General features: G+C 67.7%; 19 protein-coding genes and 1 pseudogene. 9 read left to right on the top strand and 11 right to left on the bottom strand.

Annotation, left to right across the window (positions count from 1 at the left end; translation table 11 throughout):
* The first annotated feature begins 88 nt into the window (after positions 1 to 88).
* The 4 genes from AC13F7_RS02665 (at position 89) to AC13F7_RS02680 (ending at position 5308) form a co-directional block, all read left to right on the top strand.
* A complete protein-coding gene (locus AC13F7_RS02665) occupies positions 89 to 1003 on the top strand; it encodes a LysR family transcriptional regulator (RefSeq protein WP_482999154.1) in 915 nt (304 codons plus the stop codon).
* 180 nt (positions 1004 to 1183) lie between these two features.
* Complete coding sequence (locus AC13F7_RS02670) at positions 1184 to 2734, top strand: MFS transporter (RefSeq protein WP_482999155.1); 1551 nt, start codon at positions 1184 to 1186, stop codon at positions 2732 to 2734.
* Positions 2735 to 2750: 16 nt separating this feature from the next.
* Positions 2751 to 3806 carry an HlyD family secretion protein gene (locus AC13F7_RS02675; RefSeq protein WP_482999156.1) on the top strand — a complete coding sequence of 352 codons (1056 nt, stop codon included), beginning with the start codon at positions 2751 to 2753 and terminating at the stop codon, positions 3804 to 3806.
* Positions 3803 to 5308, top strand: coding sequence for an efflux transporter outer membrane subunit (locus AC13F7_RS02680; RefSeq protein ID WP_482999157.1), 1506 nt, complete (start codon positions 3803 to 3805; stop codon positions 5306 to 5308). The genes AC13F7_RS02675 and AC13F7_RS02680 overlap by 4 nt, the downstream gene beginning before the upstream one ends.
* Here AC13F7_RS02680 and AC13F7_RS02685 read toward each other — a convergent pair.
* The 5 genes from AC13F7_RS02685 to AC13F7_RS02705 all read right to left on the bottom strand — a co-directional run bounded on the left by AC13F7_RS02685 (position 5281) and on the right by AC13F7_RS02705 (position 10103).
* Positions 5281 to 5616 (bottom strand): hypothetical protein, encoded by a 336-nt coding sequence (locus AC13F7_RS02685; protein WP_482999158.1) that lies wholly within the window; start codon positions 5614 to 5616, stop codon positions 5281 to 5283. The genes AC13F7_RS02680 and AC13F7_RS02685 overlap by 28 nt on opposite strands.
* A 64-nt stretch (positions 5617 to 5680) precedes the next feature.
* The gene (locus tag AC13F7_RS02690; protein WP_482999159.1) at positions 5681 to 6625 is read right to left on the bottom strand and encodes a DegV family protein; all 945 of its coding nucleotides are present in this window, start codon (positions 6623 to 6625) and stop codon (positions 5681 to 5683) included.
* Between the two features lie 88 nt (positions 6626 to 6713).
* Positions 6714 to 7346, bottom strand: coding sequence for a DsbA family protein (locus AC13F7_RS02695; protein ID WP_482999483.1), 633 nt, complete (start codon positions 7344 to 7346; stop codon positions 6714 to 6716).
* A gap of 73 nt (positions 7347 to 7419) precedes the next feature.
* Complete coding sequence (locus AC13F7_RS02700; RefSeq protein ID WP_482999484.1) at positions 7420 to 8682, bottom strand: amidohydrolase family protein; 1263 nt, start codon at positions 8680 to 8682, stop codon at positions 7420 to 7422.
* Between the two features lie 14 nt (positions 8683 to 8696).
* Complete coding sequence (locus AC13F7_RS02705) at positions 8697 to 10103, bottom strand: amidohydrolase (protein ID WP_482999160.1); 1407 nt, start codon at positions 10101 to 10103, stop codon at positions 8697 to 8699.
* A 250-nt stretch (positions 10104 to 10353) separates the two neighbouring features.
* On the opposite strand from AC13F7_RS02705, the gene AC13F7_RS02710 reads away from it, so the two are divergent.
* The 3 genes and pseudogenes from AC13F7_RS02710 (at position 10354) to AC13F7_RS02720 (ending at position 14849) form a co-directional block, all read left to right on the top strand.
* Positions 10354 to 13950: an autotransporter domain-containing protein gene (locus AC13F7_RS02710; protein WP_482999161.1), complete on the top strand. Its 3597-nt coding sequence runs from the start codon at positions 10354 to 10356 to the stop codon at positions 13948 to 13950.
* 69 nt (positions 13951 to 14019) lie between these two features.
* Positions 14020 to 14259: pseudogene (locus tag AC13F7_RS02715) on the top strand (AMP nucleosidase); the annotation flags it as partial.
* 50 nt (positions 14260 to 14309) lie between these two features.
* Entirely contained in the window at positions 14310 to 14849 is a 540-nt protein-coding gene (locus tag AC13F7_RS02720; protein WP_346471398.1) for a DUF924 family protein, read from the top strand.
* 83 nt (positions 14850 to 14932) lie between these two features.
* Here AC13F7_RS02720 and grxD read toward each other — a convergent pair whose 3' ends face one another.
* Complete coding sequence (gene grxD / locus AC13F7_RS02725; protein WP_346471399.1) at positions 14933 to 15859, bottom strand: Grx4 family monothiol glutaredoxin; 927 nt, start codon at positions 15857 to 15859, stop codon at positions 14933 to 14935.
* 58 nt (positions 15860 to 15917) lie between these two features.
* Between grxD and AC13F7_RS02730 the strand changes: the two genes are divergently transcribed.
* Complete coding sequence (locus tag AC13F7_RS02730; protein ID WP_482999162.1) at positions 15918 to 16694, top strand: polysaccharide deacetylase family protein; 777 nt, start codon at positions 15918 to 15920, stop codon at positions 16692 to 16694.
* Positions 16695 to 16726: 32 nt separating this feature from the next.
* On the opposite strand, the gene AC13F7_RS02735 is transcribed toward AC13F7_RS02730, so the two are convergent.
* From AC13F7_RS02735 to AC13F7_RS02755, 5 genes are all read right to left on the bottom strand, one after another.
* Complete coding sequence (locus tag AC13F7_RS02735) at positions 16727 to 17050, bottom strand: hypothetical protein (protein WP_481470531.1); 324 nt, start codon at positions 17048 to 17050, stop codon at positions 16727 to 16729.
* Positions 17051 to 17084: 34 nt separating this feature from the next.
* Positions 17085 to 17450, bottom strand: coding sequence for a hypothetical protein (locus AC13F7_RS02740; protein ID WP_481470532.1), 366 nt, complete (start codon positions 17448 to 17450; stop codon positions 17085 to 17087).
* A 68-nt stretch (positions 17451 to 17518) separates the two neighbouring features.
* On the bottom strand, positions 17519 to 18202 hold the full coding sequence (locus tag AC13F7_RS02745; RefSeq protein WP_482999485.1) for a class I SAM-dependent methyltransferase: 684 nt from the start codon (positions 18200 to 18202) through the stop codon (positions 17519 to 17521).
* A gap of 17 nt (positions 18203 to 18219) precedes the next feature.
* Positions 18220 to 18840, bottom strand: a complete 621-nt coding sequence (locus tag AC13F7_RS02750) for an SGNH/GDSL hydrolase family protein (protein WP_482999163.1) — start codon at positions 18838 to 18840, stop codon at positions 18220 to 18222.
* Positions 18840 to 20114 (bottom strand): pyridoxal phosphate-dependent aminotransferase, encoded by a 1275-nt coding sequence (locus AC13F7_RS02755; protein WP_482999164.1) that lies wholly within the window; start codon positions 20112 to 20114, stop codon positions 18840 to 18842. Before AC13F7_RS02755 ends, AC13F7_RS02750 begins: the two co-directional genes overlap by 1 nt.
* A 184-nt stretch (positions 20115 to 20298) precedes the next feature.
* On the opposite strand from AC13F7_RS02755, the gene rsgA reads away from it, so the two are divergent.
* Complete coding sequence (rsgA, locus tag AC13F7_RS02760) at positions 20299 to 21396, top strand: ribosome small subunit-dependent GTPase A (RefSeq protein WP_482999165.1); 1098 nt, start codon at positions 20299 to 20301, stop codon at positions 21394 to 21396.
* Positions 21397 to 21401: the final 5 nt, after the last annotated feature.

Genomic DNA, 21401 nt, shown 5'->3' on the forward strand with positions numbered 1-21401 from the left:
GCGCGGCAGTCGAGTAGTGCGTATAACGCACGAATAGGGGGTTTGGATTGCAGTAAAGTCACCGCCACACGTTGAAGGTGATACTGCCGTGACCATGCCCGATCTGAACCTGCTCATTGCCCTGGATGCCCTGATCGAGGAGGGCAGCGTCGTGGGCGCGGCGCGGCGGATGAACCTCAGTGCCCCGGCGATGAGCCGTACCTTGGGCCGCATCCGCGAGGCGATCGGCGATCCGGTGCTGGTCCGCGCCGGCCGTGGTCTGGCCCCGACCCCGCGCGCGCTGCAACTGCGTGAGCAGGTACGCGGGGTGATCGAGCAGGCACATCTGGTATTCAACGCCGGCCGCGAGGTCGACATGATGACGCTGGAGCGCACCTTCAGCATCCGCGCCAACGATGTGTTCGTCGGCACCTACGGTGGCCGCATGCGTGAGCTGTTCAAGGCACAGGCGCCGTGTTCGGTGCTGCGCTTCGTCCCCGAGGGCGATGGGGACGACGACGCGATGGCGCAGGGGCGGATCGATCTGCACATCAGCGCTGCCGGCAAACTCAGTGCCGATACCAAGGTGCAGAATCTGTTCAGTACCTCGTTCTTCGGTGCCGCGCACGAGGCCCACCCGATCTTCGCCGAAGAGATCACCGCCGAGCGCTTCGTGGCCTTCGACCACATTGCCGTGTCGCGTCGTGGCCGGTGGTATGGCCCGATCGACGAGGATCTGGAGGTGCTGGGCCTGAGCCGGCGGGTCGCGCAGATCATGCCGACGTTCCATTCGGCGATCTTCGCCGCGGCCGATTCGGACCTGATCCTGCCGCAGATGCCCAGCGTGATGCTGGGCCGGCTGGAACGCCTCGGCGTTCCGCTGCGCCTGTTCGAGCTGCCGATTCCGGTCCGCAGCGCGATTGTCGTGCAGGCATGGCATCCCCGCTTGGACAGCGATCTGGCGCATCGCTGGCTGCGCCGCAGCATCAAGGCGATGTGCGACGCGGAGCCCACGCAGGCCTGACGCACTGCGACCCCGGCCGCCTGCACGGTCACCGGTGAGGCGTGCGTCTGATGCACGCCAGCGATGGCCGGCGCAGCATTTTTCGCAGCATCGGCGCTGCCTAGACTGCCGCTCCCCGTCGTGGAGTGGACCCATGTCCGTGTTGTTCCCGCTGCACCCCCCGCACTCTGGCGGTGTCCGATGACTGCTGTCGCCGCAACCTTGCCGGCGGCGACCGCTGCACCTGCCGCACCTGCCGCACCTGCCGCGCAGGCGGCATTCGGCCTGCGGCTGGCGGTCGGCCTGTGCGGCGTGCTGTTGGCCGTGCTGATCTCCGGCATCAACGAAAACGTCACCAAGGTAGCGCTGGCCGACATCCGCGGCGCGATGGGCTTCAGCGTCGATCAGGGCAGCTGGATCATCGCGCTGTATACGGCGATGTCGGTCAGTGCGATGGCGTTCGCGCCGTGGTGTGCGGTGACCTTCTCCCTGCGCCGCTTTGCGATGGTGATGATCGGTGCCTTCATGGTGCTGGGCGTGCTGTGTCCGTTCGCGCCGGACCTGTCCTCGTTCCTGATCCTGCGTGCGCTGCAGGGGCTGGCCGGTGGTGCGCTGCCGCCGCTGCTGATGAGCGTGGCACTGCGCTTCCTGCCGCCGGGCATCAAGTTGTACGGCCTGGCCGGCTACGCACTGACCGCGACCTTCGGGCCGAGCCTGGGCACCCCGATGGCGGCCCTGTGGGTGGAGTTCGTGGGCTGGCAGTGGGCGTTCTGGCAGATCGTGCCGTGGTGCCTGGCCGCCATCGGCATGGTGGCCTGGGGGCTGCCACAGGATCCACTGCGGCTGGAACGGTTCGCGCAGTTCAACGGCGTCGGCTTGGCTCTGGGGTTTCCAGCGCTGGTGATGCTGGTGATCGGGCTGGTGCAGGGACCCCGGCTGGACTGGTTCGCCTCGCCACTGATCTGTCTGCTGCTCGGCGGCGGCACCGGGCTGCTGGGGTTGTTCCTCTACAACGAATGGTCGCACCCGCTGCCGTTCTTCAAGCTGCAGTTGCTGGCCAACCGCAATCTGACCTACGCGCTGATCACGCTGGGCGGCGTGCTGTTCGTGCTGCTGGCGGTGATCATGATTCCGTCCAGCTTCCTCGCCAAAGTGCAGGGCTACCGACCGCTGCAGACCGCGCCGATGCTGCTGTGGGTCGCGCTGCCGCAGCTGATCGCATTGCCGCTGGTGGCGACCCTGCTCAATCAGCGCCGGGTGGACAGCCGCTGGGTGCAGGCCATCGGCCTGGCCCTGCTGGCCCTGGCCTGCGGCCTGGGTGCACAGCTGACCACCGAGTGGCATCGCGACAATTTCCTGTGGCTGCAGGTGATCCAGATCATCGCCCAGCCGATGGCGGTGCTGCCGTTGCTGCTGCTGGCCACCGCGACGCTGGCGCCCACCGATGGTCCATTCGCCTCGGCCTGGTTCAACACGGTCAAGGGCTTTGCCGCGGTCCTCGCCGGTGGCGTGCTGGAAGCAGTCACCACCGCGCGCAGCCACCTGCATTCGACCGTGCTGGTCGATCGGCTCGGCAACGCGACCTGGCTTGATGCCACCGCTGCGCCAGGGCTGGGCGCACGCCTGCATGCGCAGGTGGTCGCGCTGACCTCGGCCGACCTCTATCTCCTCGTCGCGTGGGTGGCGGTGGCGCTGATCGCGCTGATTCCGTGGCTGCCTACACGCATCTATCCGCCACGTGCCGTGGCTTGAATTCAAGGAACTCCCCGTGTCCCTGCATCGCAATTCCGTTCCCTTCGTCATCGCTGCCGGCCTGCTGCTGCTCGCCGGCGGTGCCTGGTGGCTGCTGCGCGACGGCCGCCATCAATCCACCAACAATGCCTACGTCACCGCGGACTTCACCGTGGTCGCACCGAAGATCGCCGGCTTCGTCAGCGAGGTGCGCGTGCAGGACAACCAGACGGTCAAGGCCGGCGATGTGCTCGCGCGCATTGATGACCGCGATTACCAGGTCGCTCTGGCGGCCGCGCGTGCCGACCTCGCCAATGCCCAGGCGCAACTGGCCAATGCACAGGCCGCGCTGGCGCAGCAGGGCTCGGTGATCGATCAGGCCCAGGCGAGCGTGAACGTCAGCCGCGCCGAGCTCAGCCTTGCCCAGGCCGATCAGCGGCGCTACCAGGCGTTGGCCAGTGATGGCGCAGGCACCGTGCAGAACGCCCAGCAGGCGCAGTCGCGCCAGTCGGTGGCCAGTGCGCATCTGCAGCAGGGCACCGCCGCCGTACTCAATGCGCGGCAACGCACCGCGCTGCTGACCGCCAGTGTGCAGTCCGCGCAGGCCGCCGTTCAGCGGGCCGAAGCCGCACAGGCCCGTGCCGAACTGGATCTGTCGCACACTGAGCTGCGCGCGCCGATCGATGGCATGGTCGGGCGCCGCGCGGTACGCGTGGGCGCTTACCTCACGCCGGGCACGCCCGTGCTCGCGGTGGTGCCGCTGCAGCAGGCGTTCGTCGTCGCCAACTTCCAGGAAACGCAGATGACCCGGATGCACGCGGGACAGCGCGTGGATGTGCAGGTCGATGTGTTCCCCGGCCAGCCGCTGCACGGCCGGATCGACAGCATCGCCCCGGCCACCGGCGTGACCTTCGCTGCGATCGCGCCGGAGAACGCCACGGGCAACTTCACCAAGGTGGTCCAGCGGATTCCGGTCAAGATCGTGCTCGACGAAGGCCAGCCACTGGCGGGCAAGCTGCGTGCGGGCATGTCGGTGGAGGCGCGCGTGGATCTGGACAGCGGCGCGCGTGGGCTGCCGGGAGAGGGCGCATGATGATCCGGCAGACGTTGCGCCTGATGGCGGGCAGCGCGCTGTGCACCGCACTGGCCGCCTGCACCCTCGGCCCGGATTTCGTGCGGCCCGAGGCGAGCCTGCCGGCGCAGTGGGAGGGCCGCGTGATCACCTCGGCCGCCTTCGCTGATGACGTGGCATGGTGGAACGGCTTCGAGGATCCGCTGCTGGCGGCACTGGCGAGCCAGGCCATGCAGGCCAATCTGGATGTGCAGCTGGCCGCCACCCGCGTCGCGCAGAGCCGCGCGCTGCGCGGAATCAGTGCCGCCGACCGCGCACCGGCCGTCGGCGCGACGGTTGGCGCCACCCGCGCGCGCAACAGCGAGGTCGGCCTGAACGATCCGTCCGGCCACGCCGGGCGCGAGGACTACGGTCTGTTCCAGGCCGGTATCGGCCTGAGCTGGGAGCTGGATCTCTGGGGCCGTGTGCGCCGCCAAGTGGAGATAGCCGATGCCCGCGTGCAGATCGCCAACGAAGACTGGCACGCGGTGCAGACCGCGGTGATGGCCGAAACCGCCGGTACCTATCTGCAGCTGCGCGCGGCGCGTCAGCTGCTGGCGATCACCGAGGACAATCTGCACATCGCGCGTGACGTGCAGCGGCTGACCCTGGCCCGCCAGCAGCAGGGCGTGGCGACCACCTTGCAGGTCGCCAGTGCGGCCGCTCAGGTGGCAGCGCTGGAGGCGCGCGTGGCGCCGTTGCAGCATCGGCAATCGCACCTGCGCAATGCGCTGGCCCTGTTGCTGGCGCGCTCCCCGCAGGCGCTGGACGCACAGCTGGAAAACGCGCGGCGCGATTGGCCGGCGTTGCCTGGCATGGCGGCCGGGCTACCCAGCGACCTGGTCGAGCGCCGCCCGGACATCCGCCGCGCCGAAGCGGCCCTGCATGCGGCGACGGCTGGCATCGGTGTGGCCAAGGCCAACTTCCTGCCGCGCATCACCCTCAATGGCGATGCCGGCTTCCAGGCCAAACAGCTCGACGACCTCGACGGCTGGAACGCCCATCGTTTCAGCATCGGTCCGGCGATCAGTCTGCCGATCTTCCAGGGCGGCAGGTTGAAAGCGAACCTCGCTCTGAGCCGGCTGCAGGAGCGCCAAGCTGCGCTGCAGTTCCAGAAGACGGTGCTGCAGGCCTGGCACGATGTGGACGATGCGATCGACGGCTACAGCGCCGAGCAGCAACGCGGGCAGGCGCTGCAGGTGGCGGTGGAGGAAAGTGAGCGTGCGTTGGCGGCGGCGCGTCGTCAGTACCAGGCCGGTGTGATCGACATGCTCGACGTGCTGACCACCCAGCGCATCGCGCTGGACAACCAGGCGGCACTGGCAGGCAGCCAGGCGGCGGCTGCGATCGCGCGAGTGGATCTGTACCGCGCGCTGGGCGGCGGGTGGCACGACGAAGGTGCCGGCGTAGCCCTCACTGGCAGCGCGTCGGCTGCCAGCGGGGCGGGCAACATGGCTCAACGCACGTTGCGCAGTTCCCAGTGACTGCCGGCCAGCATGCGCAGGCGCTGCTTGAACACATCGCTGTCGATGCTGGTGGTGGCGACCAGATTGATGCGCAGATCGTCCTGCGCGCCGGTGACGGTGGCGGACGGATCGGTCGCGCCCCACTGCGGGTCAACGGCATCCGGGTCGTCCTGCTTGGCGCGCCAACGGTCGAACAGCACCGTGGTGCGCAGGGCGTTCTGAAGTTCCTCGGCCAGGCCCGTCGCGCCCTGGGCGTGGAAGGACAGATCCGGATCGTTGCCGCGTGCCTTGGCCGGGTCCGGCAGGCTGATGTCATAACTTGGCATGGTTACCTCCTTTGAATGTGGCAAGGCTGGCAGAGACGCGGTGGAATCTGCGTGCAGAACGGGGTCAGCCGCTGAAGGTATGCGGCTCGTCGGCAAACCCGATCGTCACCGCGCCCTTGCCCACATTGACCATGCCGGTCAGGCTCATCACCGCCTCGAACACATCCACGCCATGCGCCTGGCAGGTCTCGCGAAGCGCTGCGTAACCGGGCAGGGCCTGCAGGTCGGCCAGCTCGCCGCCGTAGCTGATGCACACGGTTGGCGTCATCAGGCCTCCCTTGACACGCTGGCCGACGAAATCGAACAGCTTCTGCACCGCGTTGTCGAAGCCCTTGATCTTCGCCACCGGTCCGGTCTCGCCGCGGTAGCCATGCAGCACCGGCTTGATGTCCAGTGCACTGCCCAATGCCGCACTGATCAGGCCCACACTGCGGTCACCCTTGTGCCGCGCACGGGCGCGCATGTAGTACAGATCGCGGGTGATCATATAGCCGTGCACGTTGTGCGCCAGCAGCTCCAGCCGCTCGCGGATCTGCTGCACGCTGGCACCACTCTCGCGCAGGCGCACCGCCTCCACTGCGGTCACGCCCTGGGCAGCGAACAGGTTCTGGGTATCGAGCACGCGCAGTGCGAACGGCGAGTTGAACCCCGCCGCCTGCCGCACCGGCTTGTAATCGTTGAGGATCGCGAAGCTGGCCTGCATCGCGTTGTCGTGGATCGGGCTGCGGGTCTTGGTGATCGTCATGCAGAACACATGGTCGTAGTCGATCACCAGCTTGCCCAGGAACAGGTCCCGGATCTGGTTGACGCTGAAGGGGATGGTCTCCGCCTCGGCGCCATGCTCGGCCACATGGGCATGCAGAAAACTCAGTGTGGCCTGTTCGTCGCGATGGTCGGCCAGCACGGCCTCGCCAATCCGGACGGTGATCGGCAGCAGCACGATGTTGTGTTGTTCAATGAAATCCTGCGGCAGATCGCACGCAGAGTCGACCACGATTCCGATGCGCATCCTGTGCCCCTCCGGCAGGTTGTAGGTTCGGAAACGTGAACGCTATCTCAAAACGAGATGTTTTGCCTGACCGGGAGCCGGCCAGGGCTCAGCGGCTGCGTTCCACCGCCACCGGCAAATCCTTGATCCGGGCCCATTCGCCCGTCTCGAGCAGGCTGGAATCGGCCAGCACCGCCTGCATCAGCGGATGAGCGTCGTTGCCCCAGAACAGTTCGCTGCCGATCGCCAGCGTCGGGACGCCGAACACGCCCGCGGCCAGGGCTGCATCGGTATTTTGCCGCAATGCTTCTTTGACCGACGGCGCGCTGATCGCCGCCGCGACATCGGCGATGTCCAGCATCGCGCCGGGCAGGGCAAGCGCGGCGGCACTGTCGCCGGCGTGGCCATCGCGCCAGATCCAGTTGAACAGGATGTCGACCGTTTCGTGGGTAGCCCCGGCGGCCAGACACAAGCGCAGCGCTGCCAGCGGATTGAACGGGTGGCCTGGGGGAAAGCGCAGCGTCACCCCGGCGCTGCGGGCCTGCCACAGCGCCTGGCGATAGGTGAACACCCGCTTGGCCGGAATCTCCGCGGGGCCCAGGTTGCCGAGGTGATGCAGCACCGCGCCGAAGGCGATCGGTACCGGAACGACGCTCTTGAACTGTGGCAACGCCTTGAGCTGCTGCCAGTGCAGGTAGGCGAACGGTGAGACGAAATCGAAGTACCAGCGCAGGGCCATGATCGGGTGCTCACGTTGCGGGGCGGCAGTGGAGCAGATGGCAGGGCCGCCGCGGGCAGCGGCCCTGTTCACAGGCTCAGCGCGAGTATGCGCGCGGTTCGGTGGAGGCCGGCGGCTGGTAGCGGTCGCGCAGCTCGGTCTGGCGCGAGCGCATCGGCATGGCCCGGCCCCCCAGCCAGACGTGCTCGGCATAGTGCCCGACATCCAGCGGGTCGCCTTCCCACAGAACCAGATCGGCCAGCTTGCCCGGCTCGATGGTGCCAAGCCGGTCGCCGACGCCCAGCGCCTGCGCCGGCACCCGGGTCAGGCCTGCCAGGCCATCGTCCCAGGCCAATCCGTTGGCCACCGCATTGCCGGCCAGTTGGCGCATCTTGCGCGCGTTGTGCGAGGCATCGTCGCGCTGGGCGAAGCTGACCGGCACGCCGGCCGCCTTCAAGCGCGCGGCGTTCTGCAGGGTGGCGCCAAGCTGGTCGAAGCTGCTGGGCAGGTTGCCCAGCCCATCGACGAACACCGGTACATCGGCCTGCGCCAGTTGAGGAGCCAGGCGCCACGCCTCGGCGCCGCCGGCGATGGCGATCTTGACCTTTTCGCGGGCGGCCCAGCGCAGCAGTTGGCGGATGTCGGCGGCACGGTCGACCTGCACCACGATGCGGCCCTGGCCGGCCAGGTAGCGCGCCAGCGTGGCGCGCCCGGCGGGTGTGAGCAGCGCGTGCGGCGAGTCGGCCGGAACGCGCCCACGCGCCTCGCTGACCATCTGTTCCAGCAGCATCCACTGCGCAGCCCGCGAGCTGCCGGTCAGCTCGGCCCCGGACGCGCCGAGACGGACGAACAATGCCAGCGGGCCGACCGGGTCGGCGCTGCCATCCAGCCGCATCACCCCGCCCTGGCCGGCGATGAAGCCGCCGCCGGTGTTGGCGCCCAGTACGGTGAAGCCGATGCCATCCAACCGCGCGACCGGGATCAGCACCGAGTCGGGATTGAAGGCGAGGGTCACATCGAATTCCGGACGCAGCGGCTGGTCTTCCAGCTTGAGCGAGCTGTCCACCGTGGCCGATTCGCCCGAGACTTCCTCGATGCCGATATCGGTGATGCCGCCGAACAGCGCCGGGGTGAGCGGCTTGCCCGCGGCGTCGACCACGGCCACACCGGCCGGTGCGGACAGGCCGGGGCCGACGGCGCGGATCACGCCGCCCTGGACCAGCACATCGCTGTGCGCCAGGCTGCCGCGTGCGGCGGCAGTGTGCACCGTGGCGTTGCGGATCAGCAGATCCTGCGCGAACAGGGACGGTGCCAACCAGGCCCCGGCAATCAACAGGAAGGCCTGCGGAAGCAGGCGCATCGAAACGCGGCGGCTCATGGGCGTGCCTCCTGGCCGAGCATGAAGTCCGACAGCGGCTGCCGCCTCACGTCCTGGCGGTCATAGACCTGATGGCCGTCGACGTAGACCTTTTCGGCCAGCGCGTACGAACTGAAGGGGCTGCCGTTCCAGACCACCACGTCGCCCATCTTGCCGGCCTCCAGGCTGCCGGTCTGCTTCTCCACGCCCAGCGAGCGCGCCGCGTTGGAGGTGAGCCACATCATGGCGCGCTCCGGGGCGATCTCGATGCCAGCGCGGCGTGCGTTGGCGATCACCTTGGCCGCTTCCTGGTTCAAGCGCTGGATGCCCTCCGGGGAATCGGAATGCACGATCGCGCAGCTGTTGGCCGGGCGGTCGACCAAGGCGATGTTCTCCTGGATGCCATCGAAGGCCTCCATCTTGAACCCCCACCAGTCGGCCCACAGCGCACCACACACGCCTTCCTCGGCGAGCCGGTCAGCCAGCTTGTACGCCTCCACCGCGTGATGGAACGCGGCGATCTTGAAGCCGAATTCCTTGGAGAGATCCAGCATCGTGGCCATCTCGTCGGCGCGGTAGCAGTGGATGTGCACGCGGATGTCGCCCTGGATCGCGCCGGCCAGCGTATCCAGCTTGAGATCGCGTTTGCCGCCACTGTCACCGGCGCTGTCGCCTTTGTCATCGCCACTGAACCAGCGCTTCTTCTTCGGCTGCTTCGGGGTGTTCTTGGCGATGTATTCGCTGGCATCGATGAAGGCCGCGCGGTAGCCGGCGACGTTGCCCATGCGCGTGCCCGGCGCGGTGCCCTTGCCGCCGTAGACGCGCTTGGGGTTCTCGCCGCAGGCCATCTTCAGGCCCCATGGCGCGCCGGGGAACTTCATGGCCTGGTAGGTCGTCGCGGGCACGTTCTTCAACGTCACCCCGCGGCCGCCGACCAGGTTGGCCGAGCCGGGCAGCACCTGCATCGAGGTCACCCCGCCGGCCAGTGCCGCGGCAAAGCCGGGATCCTGCGGCCACACCGAGTGCTCGGCCCAGACGTTGGCAGTGACCGGGGCGGTCATCTCGTTGCCGTCGCTGTGCGCGCTCACGCCCGGGCTCGGATACACGCCCAAGTGCGAGTGCACATCGATGATGCCGGGGGTGACCCATTTGCCCTGACCGTCAACGCGGACCGCATCGGCCGGCGCGCTCAGACCGGTGCCGACCGCTGCGATGCGGCCGCCCTGCAACAGCACATCGGCGTTGTCCAGACGCACGCCGGTGCCGGTGAGTACGGTGGCTTTGCTGATCAACACCGGGGCCGAGGCGATCGGCGCATAGGTGCTGGGGTAGGGATCCTGGAGGAAGCGCGACGCGGCGGGCGCCGGTGCGGACACGATCGACATCAACGCCAAGCCAACGCCGACGCTCAACAACTTCTGCATGGTTTTCCCCGAAGCCGCATGGACACAATCCATCGACGCTAGCCGGGAGAGGGGTGGCTTGCCAAGTGACCTTTTGCATAGTTTTAGCAAATGAGACCCGGCACTCTCATGAGAAACAATTGTGAACTTTCCGTGAATTTTTTCGGATAGGCTCAAGGGGGGCGACAAGTCGACCGACAGCAGATCGGATCTGCCTGGTGTCCATCTCGCTCCCCCGACATTTGAATCAGATCTAGGAAGTTCCGTTTACATGACCCAGAAATCGATGTCCCGCGCGGCCTCCCGCCGCCTCTCGCCGTCCCTGCTGGCCTCGGCCATCACCGGCACCCTGCTGGCCGCCATTGCCGTCCCGGCCCTGGCCAGCCCAACCAGCGATGTGCTGCAGCGTTACCAGCAGCAGCGTGCCGAGCAGTCCGCCGCCTTTGGCCGTGAACTGCAGACCGCCTCGCTCGCCGCCACCTTTGCCATTCCGGCAGCGTCGGCTGGCCCGAACGCAGCCCTCACCACCCCGCGTCCCAGTTCCGTTTCCAACGGCCCGGTCATGGGTGAGCCCGGTGATCTGGAAAGCTGGCGCAGTGCTGAGTTCAACGCCGATTGGGGCCTGGAAGCAATCAATGCCGACGCTGCGTACGCGCGCGGGCTGACGGGCAAGGGCATCCGCCTGGGCGTGTTCGACAGCGGTACCGGCCTTGATCACGATGAGTTCGCCGGCAAGGACCACCGCAGCATCCATCTGGCGGATGTGCTGCCCGACGGCAGCCTGTGCGGCAATACGACCGTTGTGGATGGCCCGGACGCATGCTTCAGCAGCGATGGCGACCAGGTGGCGGTTGACTACCAGATCATTGATCCAGCGTATGCGGCGCTGCTCAACAGGAACGGCTACTACGAAGGCGCCAGCTATCAGATTCACGGTACCCATGTCTCAGGTACCATCGCCGCCAATCGTGATGGCAACGGGACCCATGGTGTGGCATTCGGTGCCGATCTGAGCGTGGCGCGCTTGTTTTCCAACAGTGTGAGCTACCTCTCGGTGGTCAACATCGGTGGCAACCTTTACCTGGATTCGCAGAACGTCGCCGGGATCGGTGCATCCGATTCGATCTACCCGCAGTTGTACGCTCAGCTCAACGATCAGGGCACGCGCGCGGTCAACCACAGCTGGGGCCTGGCCACGGAGCCGGACAGCGCTGACATGCTGGACTTCTACCAGTCGCACCCGGTGTTCGCCGATGCATTGGCTGCCATGGCCGAAGGCTCTCGCAGCCGCGGTTTGATCCAGGTATGGGCCGCAGGCAATACCGACGCGCCCAATCCCTCTCCGGAGCAGGCGCCCATCGCCGGCATGTATGCCTCGCTGCCGCGTGCCATCGCCGATATCGAGCAGTACTGGCTGGCCGTGGTCAACGTCAACCAGGATAGCAAGCTGAGCAACAGCTCGATGCGCTGCGGACTGGCGGCCAACTGGTGCCTGGCGGCACCGGGGTCTGTCATCACGTCCACGGTCTATGGCGCCGACTCGCAGATCGACGCCGATCTGTACGATGAAGACGGCAATCTGGTCCTGGAAATCAACGGCCAAGTCCCGACGTATTCCTACCGGGACCTGAGCGGTACCTCGATGGCAGCCCCGCACGTCACCGGTGCGCTGGGCCTGCTGTTCGAACGCTTCCCGTACCTGAGCAGCGCGCAGGTGCGCGACGTGCTGCTGACCACCGCCACCGATCTCGGTGCCGCCGGTGTGGACGACGTCTACGGCTGGGGCCTGATGAACCTGGCCAGCGCGATCGAAGGCTACGGCATGCTGCGCGTCGACACCGACGTGGTCATGAACCAGAAGGCCGGTGGCCTGAAGGTGTGGGAAGGCGATGCCTGGGACGACTGGACCAACAACATCGGCGGCCCGGGCAAGCTGACCAAGTCCGGCATCGGCTGGCTGCGTCTGAGCGGCGACAACACCTTCAACGGCGCGATCGTGCGCGAGGGCGTGCTGGAGCTGGACGGCGCCAATGCACTGACCGCCTCGGTCGATGTGCAGGGCGGCCAGTTCCTGCTCAACGGCAGCCTGGTGTCCACCACGCTCAACAACCTGGGTGGCAGCAGCGTCATCTCCACCACCGGCGTGCTCGATGGTTCGGCACTGAATGTGACCGGCGGTTCGGTCACGTTCAACGGTCTGCAGCAGGGCGATGATACCACCGTCGGCAGCGGCGGCAGCTTCGTGCTCAACGGCCGTCTGGTCGACGGCACGCTGACCTCGGCCGGCACCACCCGCGTCAATGCCGGCGCACTGCTGGACGGTTCGGATCTGTTCGTCACCGCCGGCACCGTGTCCTTCAACGGCGTGCAGCAGGACGGTTCGACCGTCGTCGGCGCCAAGGGCACCCTGAAGGGTGTCGGCACGCTGGGCAGCACCCGCGTCGAAGGCATCATCGCGCCGGGTAATTCGATCGGCACGCTGACCATCAATGGCGATTACGTGCAGACCGCCACGGGCGTGTACCAGGCCGAGCTTGCACCGGGCAGCCGCAGCGATGTGCTGCGCGTCACCGGTAGCGCCACGCTGGACGGCACCTTGAAGGCGCTGCCGGAAGTGGGCGTGTACTACCTCGGCGAGCAGTTCAACTTCCTGCAGGCCGCGGGCGGGGTGAACGGTCAGTTCGCCACCACCGATTTCTCCGCGTTCTCGCCGTTCCTGCAGTTCAGCCTGGCCTACACGGCCAATGGCATGAGCATCGGCGTCACCCGTGGCAACTCGCTGGTCAGCGCGGCAGTCACCGCCAACCAGATCGCGGTTGCGACCAGCGCCGATCGCCTGGGCGTCAACCAGGGTCTGCCGAAGCCGCTGACCCAGCTGTTCCCGGCCCAGGTCGGTGCGGCGCTGGACGCGCTGAGTGGTGAAATCCACGCCGCCACGCCGATGGCGCTGGTGGAAAGCAGCCGTTACCTGCGTGATGCGGCCCTGAGCCGTGCCGTGGGCGTGCGTTCGCCGGCTGCCGGCGATGACGGTGCCGCCGGTGGCGCGTGGGTGCAGGCGATCGGTGGCAGCGGCAAGCTCGATGGCGATGCCAATGCCGCGCGTACCGATTCCAACAGCAACGGCCTGCTGGTCGGTGCCGATCATGTGTTCGGTGGCGGTTGGCAGGTCGGTGTGCTGGTGGGTACCGGCCGTACCGACATCAAGCAGGCGGCCGGTCGCGGCGCTCGTTCGGAGATCGACAACACCCACTTCGGTGCCTATGTGGGCAATCAGTGGGGTGCGTTCGGTCTGCGCGCCGGTCTGGGCTATTCGCGCCATGACGTGGACAGCAAGCGTCAGCTGACGTTTGCTGGCTACCAGGATGCGCTGTCGGCCAAGTACGACGCCACCACCCGCCAGGCCTTCATCGAAGGCGCGTACCGCTTCGGCGGTCGCGAGGCGGGTCTGGAGCCGTACGTGCAGTTCGCCCGCGTTGAGGTGGACGTGGACGGCTTTGCCGAACAGGGCGGTGCCGCTGCACTGAACGGTCAGGTCGCCGACACGAGCACCAACGTGGCGACCGCCGGCGTGCGCTTTGACAAGGGGCTGAAGACGTCCTGGCAGCAGGAAAGCTGGCTGCACGTGCGCGGTGGCGTCGGCTACCGTCGTGCCTCCGGTGACCGCAGCCAGGTCGCCGATCTGGCCTGGACCGGTGGCAGCAGCTTTGCTGTCAGCGGTGCGGCGATCGCCGACAACGCGGTGGTGGCCGAGCTGGGCCTGTCGGCCTGGTTGAACCCGCGCAACCAGCTGGAGCTGGGCTACAACGGCACCTTCGGTGACGACGCCCGCGACCGCAGCGTCACCGCGCGCTGGTCCGTGCAGTTCTGATCCAACGGTACCGGTAAACGGAAAAAGGCGGCCATTGGCCGCCTTTTTCTTTGCATTGGCCTTGCGGCCATGACCATATGGATGCGGTGGGCGACCCCGTTCGCGGCCGGTTTCGACGCCTGTGATCCGATCGGGGCCTTGCTGTTGGTCGCCGACCAGCCGATGATTCCCGACGGGGTGAACACCGAGGCGTCCGATGCCAAGGTCAGCGCCCAGTTCGTCGAGAACCATATCCAGATCGGTATCGAGGCGCTTAAGCTACTACGGCGCAACGGCAAGTCGGTCCGCCACCTGCGTTTTGACGAGTAACGGCAATGGAACGGGTGGGCGTCTTGGGGCGCCCCCTACAGGGGTAGTAAATGGACGTGGCGGCACAAGTAGTGGAATTCTGGCGCGACGCTGGACCGCAGAAGTGGTTCGCGCGCGATGATGCGTTCGACGCGCGCTTCCGCCAGCAGTTCCAGGAAGAACATTTCGCTGCCGCCCGCCGCGCCCGCGAGCATTGGTTGAGCAGCGCCGAAGGCGCGCTCGCGCTGATGATCCTGCTCGATCAGTTCCCGCGCAATTGCTTCCGCGATACGGCGCACTCCTACGCCACCGATGGCCTTGCACGTCATTACGCCATGCGTGCAGTGGAGGAGGGCCTGGACCTGCAGCTGGTGCCCAAGCTGCGTGCCTTCATCTACCTGCCGTTCGAGCACTCCGAGGATCCGCAGGACCAGGAGCGTTCGGTGGCGATGTTCGATGTGCTGGGCGACAAGGAATATCTGCAGTACGCCGAGCTGCACCGCGACATCATCCGCCGCTTCGGCCGTTTCCCGCATCGTAATGCGGTGCTGGGGCGGATGCCGACCCCGGAGGAGCTGGATTATCTGGCCGAAGGTGGATTTGCCGGGTAACCGGTGGAGGGGCGCCACTGGCGCCGCGAACAAAAAAACGCCGGCGATGCCGGCGTTTTTCGTATCGCGCTACGGGCGGAAGATCAGTACTTCGGCACGCCGTTGTCCACCTCGTTCGACCAGGCATCGATGCCGCCGGTGATGTTGGACACCTTGGTGAAGCCCAGGGCGCGGAACTGCTCGGCCGCCTGTGCACTGCGGCCGCCGTGGTGGCACAGGAAGGCCAGCGCGGTGTCCTTGGGCAGGGCTTCCAGACGGGCGCGGTTGTCGCCGTCGAAGGTCTCGAACGGGGCGTTGATCGCCGCGATCGCACGCTCGTCGGCCGGGCGTACGTCCACCACGGTGATGCTGCCGGCACGCAGCTGGTCGTCCGCATCGCGCACGCTCAGTTCCTGCACGGCCTTGGGCGCGTTCGGGTTGTCGATCGCCAGGCCCTTGCCACGGATGTCGTCGACCCAGTCGATGGTGATGCCTTCGGCGCGGCGCGCGCTGGCCAGATCGAACTGCACCCGCAGGCCGTTGGACTCGGCGGCGATCGCGTTGTCGTCGTGCGGGGCCAGCTGGAAATTCGGCTGGAAGCGCGCGTCGATGCCCAGCTGCAGCGAGGCACCGGGGGAATCGGCCAGCGCGCCACGCAGCATCTCCACCGCCGCCGGGGTCACGGTGATGCGCGGCGGGGTGCGGTCCGGGGCGGCCAGGCCGAGCACGCTGCTCAGCTCACCGCTGCCGGCCATCTGCAGGATGATGTCGCTGCCACCGACCAGCTCGCCGTCGATGTACAGCTGCGGGATGGTCGGCCAGTCGCCGTAGGCCTTGATGCCTTCACGGATCTCGGCGTCGGCCAGCACGTTGACGTGGTCGAACTCAACGCCCAGGTCCTGCAGGGCGCCGACGGCCTTGGCCGAGAAACCGCACTGCGGCATGCTCGGCTGACCCTTCATGAACAGCACGACGCGGTTGGCGTTGAGAATGGATTCGATGCGCGAGCGCAGGGCGGGATCAAGGGACATGACGGTCGGGGTCCGGATATGCGAACCGCGTATTCTACGCGGCATGGCATCATGGGGCATGACCGTACCGGAAACGTTGCATCGCATTCCCCGGCGCCCGTGGCGCTGGGTGCCGTGGCTGGTGCTGTCACAGGTGCTGGTGGTCGGGGTCTGGGTGGCCTGGGGCTGGCGGTGGGGGCTACCCCTGATGGTGACCACGCATGCCCTGTTCATGGTGCCGGTGTTCCTGCCCAACAGCCGGTTCTATGCCCCGGTGGTGAGCCGCCTCCCCGGCGATGCCCGCAGGGTCTGGCTGACCATCGATGACGGCCCGTCTGCCGACACCCCGGCGGTGCTGGACCTGCTGGACCGCTACGAGGCGAAAGCAACCTTCTTCCTGGTCGGCGAGCGCGCGCAGGCGCAGCCGGACCTGGTCCGCGCGATGCTGGCCCGTGGGCACAGCCTGGGCAATCACAGCCATCGGCACCCGCAGACGCGCTTCTGGCGGCTTGGGCGGCAGGCGATGGCCGCCGAGATCACGCAGTGCCAGCAGGCCCTCACCGCGATCGCCGGCACGCCACCGCGCTGGTACCGCTCGGTGGTCGGGATGACCAATCCATTCGTGGCCCCCGTGCTGAAGCAGTGGCAGCTGACCCGGGTCGGCTGGAGCGCGCGGGGGTTCGACGGCGTGGCGTGCACGCCCGATCAGGTGGTCGAGCGGATCACACAGGATCTGGCGCCGGGCAGCATCGTCCTGCTGCATGAGGGCGCCGCACATGGCCACAACCTGGCCATCATCGAGGCGGTGCTCCAGGCGGTGCAGGCGCGTGGCCTGCACGCCGGTCTGCCGGACTGAGGCCGAGGCCTACGCCGGCGGAAGTGCGGGGATCAGCTCAGAGAGCCGATGATCATCAGCAGCACCACACCGAGGATGCTGCCGATCGAGATCACCAGGCCGAGGATCGCGAACACGCGGCGGCGGTCTGCCTGAAATACACCGGCGACGCCCAGCCCGAAGGCCACCAGCTGCATCAGCGCGGTGCACATCAGACCGAGGCCGACCAGGATTGCCGACATGGAGGTCTCCTCCATGCCGCCGGGCGTGGTGGTTTCGATGACGCCGGCCACGACGATCAGGCCCAGCATCAGCATGGCGCCGCCCAGGGCGGTAATGAAGGCGGCAATACCCATGCCGGAATGAGGGGTGTGCATCGGGGCTCCTTGTTGATGCGGTGAGACGGAAAATTCAGTGGGCGAGGGGCTGCGCGCTGGTGGCGTCGGCCGGGGGGTGCGAGGCATGCCACTGGTCGCGGATCCAGCCGCCGAGCGACAGCTGGGCGATCAGCACGCCCAGTGTCATCAGCAGCGCGATGATGCCGAACAGGCGCCGCCGGCGTGGCTGCAGCACGCTGCCCAGACCGAGCAGCAGGGCCAGGATGGCGAGCCCGACACTGCTGCCCAGCAGGGCCGCCAGCGACCAGGGCAGCTCGCGCATCGCCGCATGCTCGGGGGCATGGGCGTAATGCATGCTCAGCAGCAGCATCACCAGGCCACAGGCGCTGACGATCAGCGCAGCGATGCCAAGCGCGGAATGTCGGGTCTGTCGGGGCATGGGCGGCTCCTTGCCGGAAAGGGGGCGCGAGTATGCGCGTGTGCGGGCAGCGGCGCGAGCCGCCGTGACTACGCCGCGGGCGGACGTTCGCCGACGATCAGCCAGTTATTGAACGGCGTGTTGCCATACAGCGGTGTCATCTGCAGGCGCAGCCCGGCGGTTTCCAACGGGCTGCGCAGGCTGTCTGCGTCCGGGTAATGCCGAGGGCGCGTGCCCATCCAGCCCACCAGGTGCGCAAGCATGTCGGTGATCCGCGTGGTGCGATCACGACCACTGTGGTCGGCCAGCGTGGTGCGGATCACCAGCCGTGCGCCGGGTGCCACGCGCGCGGCGGCGTCGAGCAGCAGTTGCGTCTGCGCGGGCGCGGGCAGGTACTGCAGCACGTCGAGCAACGTGACATTGCCGTGGTGGGCGGGCAGGGCGGCACTGGCATCCACGCAGGTGAACCGGGCGTGCGGCAGCGCGGCGCGGGCGCTGGCCTGCTCCGCGCGTGCGACCTTGCCAGCGTCGATGTCCACGCCGTGATACGCCAGTGTGTTGCCTTGCTGGCGCAGCACGTGGGCCAGCAGCCCCAGGCCGCAGCCGATATCCAGCAACGGGGCCGCGGGCGCATCGTTCAACGCAGCCAGCACGCCCGGATACAGCGGATCGCTGCCGAGCTTGCCGCGGCTGTAGTAGTAATCGCGACGGTTGCCAAACCGCTGTGCCGGCAGGAACGCCGTGGCGATCCGGCGGGCCTGCTCCCTGGCCAGCGGCAGCGTGGCCTCGCTCAGCGGGTCGGCTCCGCCCACTGCACGCGCGTCACTTCGAACGCGCGCTGGTGCCACAGCGCGTACATCGCGGCGGACGGATGCAGACCATCCTCGGCCAACATGACGCGCTCGCCGCCCAGCTGGCGGCTCAGGTCGGTGATGTCGACAAACGCCACGTCATGCTCGGCACAGATCGCCGCGGCGGCGGCATTGTAAGCGTCCAGTTCCTGACCGATCTGCACGCGGTCCCGGCCGGCGTCCACGGCATACGGGGTCACGCCCCAGTCCGGGATCGACAGGACCAGCACGCGCGCCGCACGCTCGCCAGCGAAGGCGAGCGCGCGCTGCAGCAGAGCGGTGAAGCGCGGGCGGTACTCGTCCACGCTGCGCCCACGGTATTGATCGTTGACCCCGATCAGCAGGCTGACACACGCGAACGTGCCTTGGGGTGCGGCAGCATCGATGCCAGCCTCGAGCTCATCGGTGGTCCAGCCGGTGGTGGCGATGATCGTCGGGTCGTCCACGTCCACGCCGATATCGCGCAGGGCCGCGGCCAACTGCATCGGCCAGCGCCCGGCGGGCTCGACGCCTTCGCCGATCGTGTAGGAATCGCCCAGCGCCAGGTATGGCAGGCCCATCAGGCCACCGCGCTGCGCGGCTTGAGCGGCACCACCTTGGTGTTTGCCTCGGCACGGCGTGCGAGGGCGCGGTCGATGCGGGCGAACACATCGCGCATCACCTCCGGCTCGGGCAGCAGGGTCACGCGGAAGTGGTGGCGGTAAGGCACGTTGAAGCTCGAGCCCGGCACCACCAGCACGCCTTCCTCGTTCATCAGCTCCAGCGCGAAATCATGGTCGTCGAAGCTGCGTGCGGCGGCACCCACCACGGCCGGGAATGCGTAGAGCGCGCCGGCCGGGGCTATCAGCGACAGGTGCTCGCTGGCGTTGCAGGCCTCGATCACCGCGCGGCGGGTTTCATACAGACGGCCGCCCGGCGCGCACAGCGGCGAGATGGTGTCCGGCCCGTTGACGGCCGCATCGATGGCGTACTGGCCCGGCACGTTGGCGCACAGGCGCAGTGCGCTGAGCAGGTCCATCGCTGCACGGAACTCGCCCAGCCGCTCGGCTGCGCCGGACAGCATCGCCCAGCCCACGCGCCAGCCGCAGGCGCGATGCACCTTGCTCAGGCCGCTGAAGGTAATGCACGGATGGTCGCCGGCCAGCGGCGCGACCGCATGGAACTGCGCGTCGTCGTACAGGATCTGGTCGTAGATCTCATCGACCATCAGCAGCAGGTTGTGCTTGGCGGCGATGGCCACGATGCGCTCCAGCAGCTCGCGCGAGTAGCTGGCGCCGCTGGGGTTGTTCGGGTTGATCAGCACGATCGCGCGGGTGCGCGAGGACACCAGCGCCTCGATCTCGACCGGATCGGGCTGGAAGCCGTTCTCCGGTGCGCAGCGGTAATACACCGGACGACCATCGTTGAGGATGGTCGCGGCCGACCACAGCGGGTAATCCGGCGAGGGCACCAGCACTTCATCGCCCGGGTTGAGCAGGGCGCGCAGCGACAGGTCGATCAGCTCGCTCACGCCATTGCCGATGAACACCCGGTCCGGGTGCGCATCGGGTGCGCCGCGGCGGGCATACGCGGCGGCGATGGCTTCGCGCGCCTCTGGCAGGCCCTGCTGATGGGTATACGGATCGGTGCGGCCCATATCGTCGGCGATCGCGCGCTGCAGATGCTCCGGCGCACGGAACCCGAAGTTGCCGGGGTTGCCGATGTTGAGCTTGATCAGCTTGCGGCCCTGGGCCTCCAGCTCCCGCGCTCGTCGCGCCAGTTCGCCCCGGATCTCGTAGCGGACTTCGGACAGGCGCTCGCGGGTGGCGAGCGGCTTCAGCGGGGGCGTGGACATGAACGGGCCGTCATTCAGGCATGGAAACCGCATGGTAGCGGAATTGTTGCGTTGCAGGGCAAGCGTTTCCGGCCCAACGCCCGACCCTGCAAGGCAGTTGCAGATGAAAGGATTTCCGACCGTCCAGCCCTGCGCCGGTCCCCCGCGGCGACGCCTGGTCGCTACACCCATTAGAATGGGCACGATGAGCGAACCCACTGATTACCTTGCCCTGCAGACGATTGGCTGGCCCTGGCCGGGCGGCCCGGAGCTGCCGGCCTGGCAGGCCCTGTTCGAGCAGTTCCCGCAGGCGCGGCCGGGCCGGGTGATCGAGCAGCATCGGACCGGGTACATCGTCTCCGATGCGCCGGAAGCGGCGATCAAGACCGAATCCCCACCGGAATGGCAGCGCCCGCGCTTCCCCAGCCACGAGCGCGCGGCGGTTGGCGACTGGGTACTGCTGGAGGGCATCAAGATCGTGGCTCTGCTACCGCGGCGCACCGCGATCAAGCGTGGCGCGGCCGGTGAGCATTACCACCAGCAGGTGATCGCGGCCAACATCGATACGGTGTTCATCGTGTGTGGCCTGGATGCCGACTTCAATCCGCGCCGGATCGAGCGCTACCTGCTGCTGGTCGGCGGGGGCGGCGCGCAGCCGGTGGTGGTGCTGACCAAAGCCGACCAGACCGAGTACAGCCAGGACGCCCTGGACGTGCTGGAAGAACTGGCCGCGCAGAACATCCCGCTGCTGGCGATCAACGGCAAGGACCCGGCCAGCGCCTCGGCCCTGCTGCCGTGGCTCGCGGCCGGCCAGACCGTGGTGCTGGTCGGCTCCTCCGGTGCCGGCAAATCGACCCTGACCAATACGCTGCTCGGCGAGGAGCGGATGAAGACCGCCGATGTGCGCGTCAACGACTCGCGCGGCCGCCACACCACCACGCACCGTGCGCTGATCCCCTTGCCGGCCGGAGCCTGTCTGATCGATACGCCCGGCATGCGCGAACTGAAGCCGACCGGTGAAGAGGCTCTGAGCGAAGGCGGTTTCTCCGATGTGGAGGCCCTGTCGGCGCAATGCCGGTTCCGCGACTGCGCGCACCAGCGTGAGCCGGGCTGTGCGATCCGCGCGGCCATCGATGACGGCACGCTGGATGAAGAGCGCCTGCTCAACTACTTCAAGCTGAAAGAAGAAGTGGCTGCCGCCGCGGCCAAGCTGGCCGTGCGCCAGGCGCAGCAGGCCATCGAGCGCAAGCATGTCGGCAAGGGCGCGCAATGGCGCCCAGGCGGGAAGGGCGGCCGCCGCTGATCCGT

The organism is Stenotrophomonas sp. K-6, from assembly GCF_056861555.1.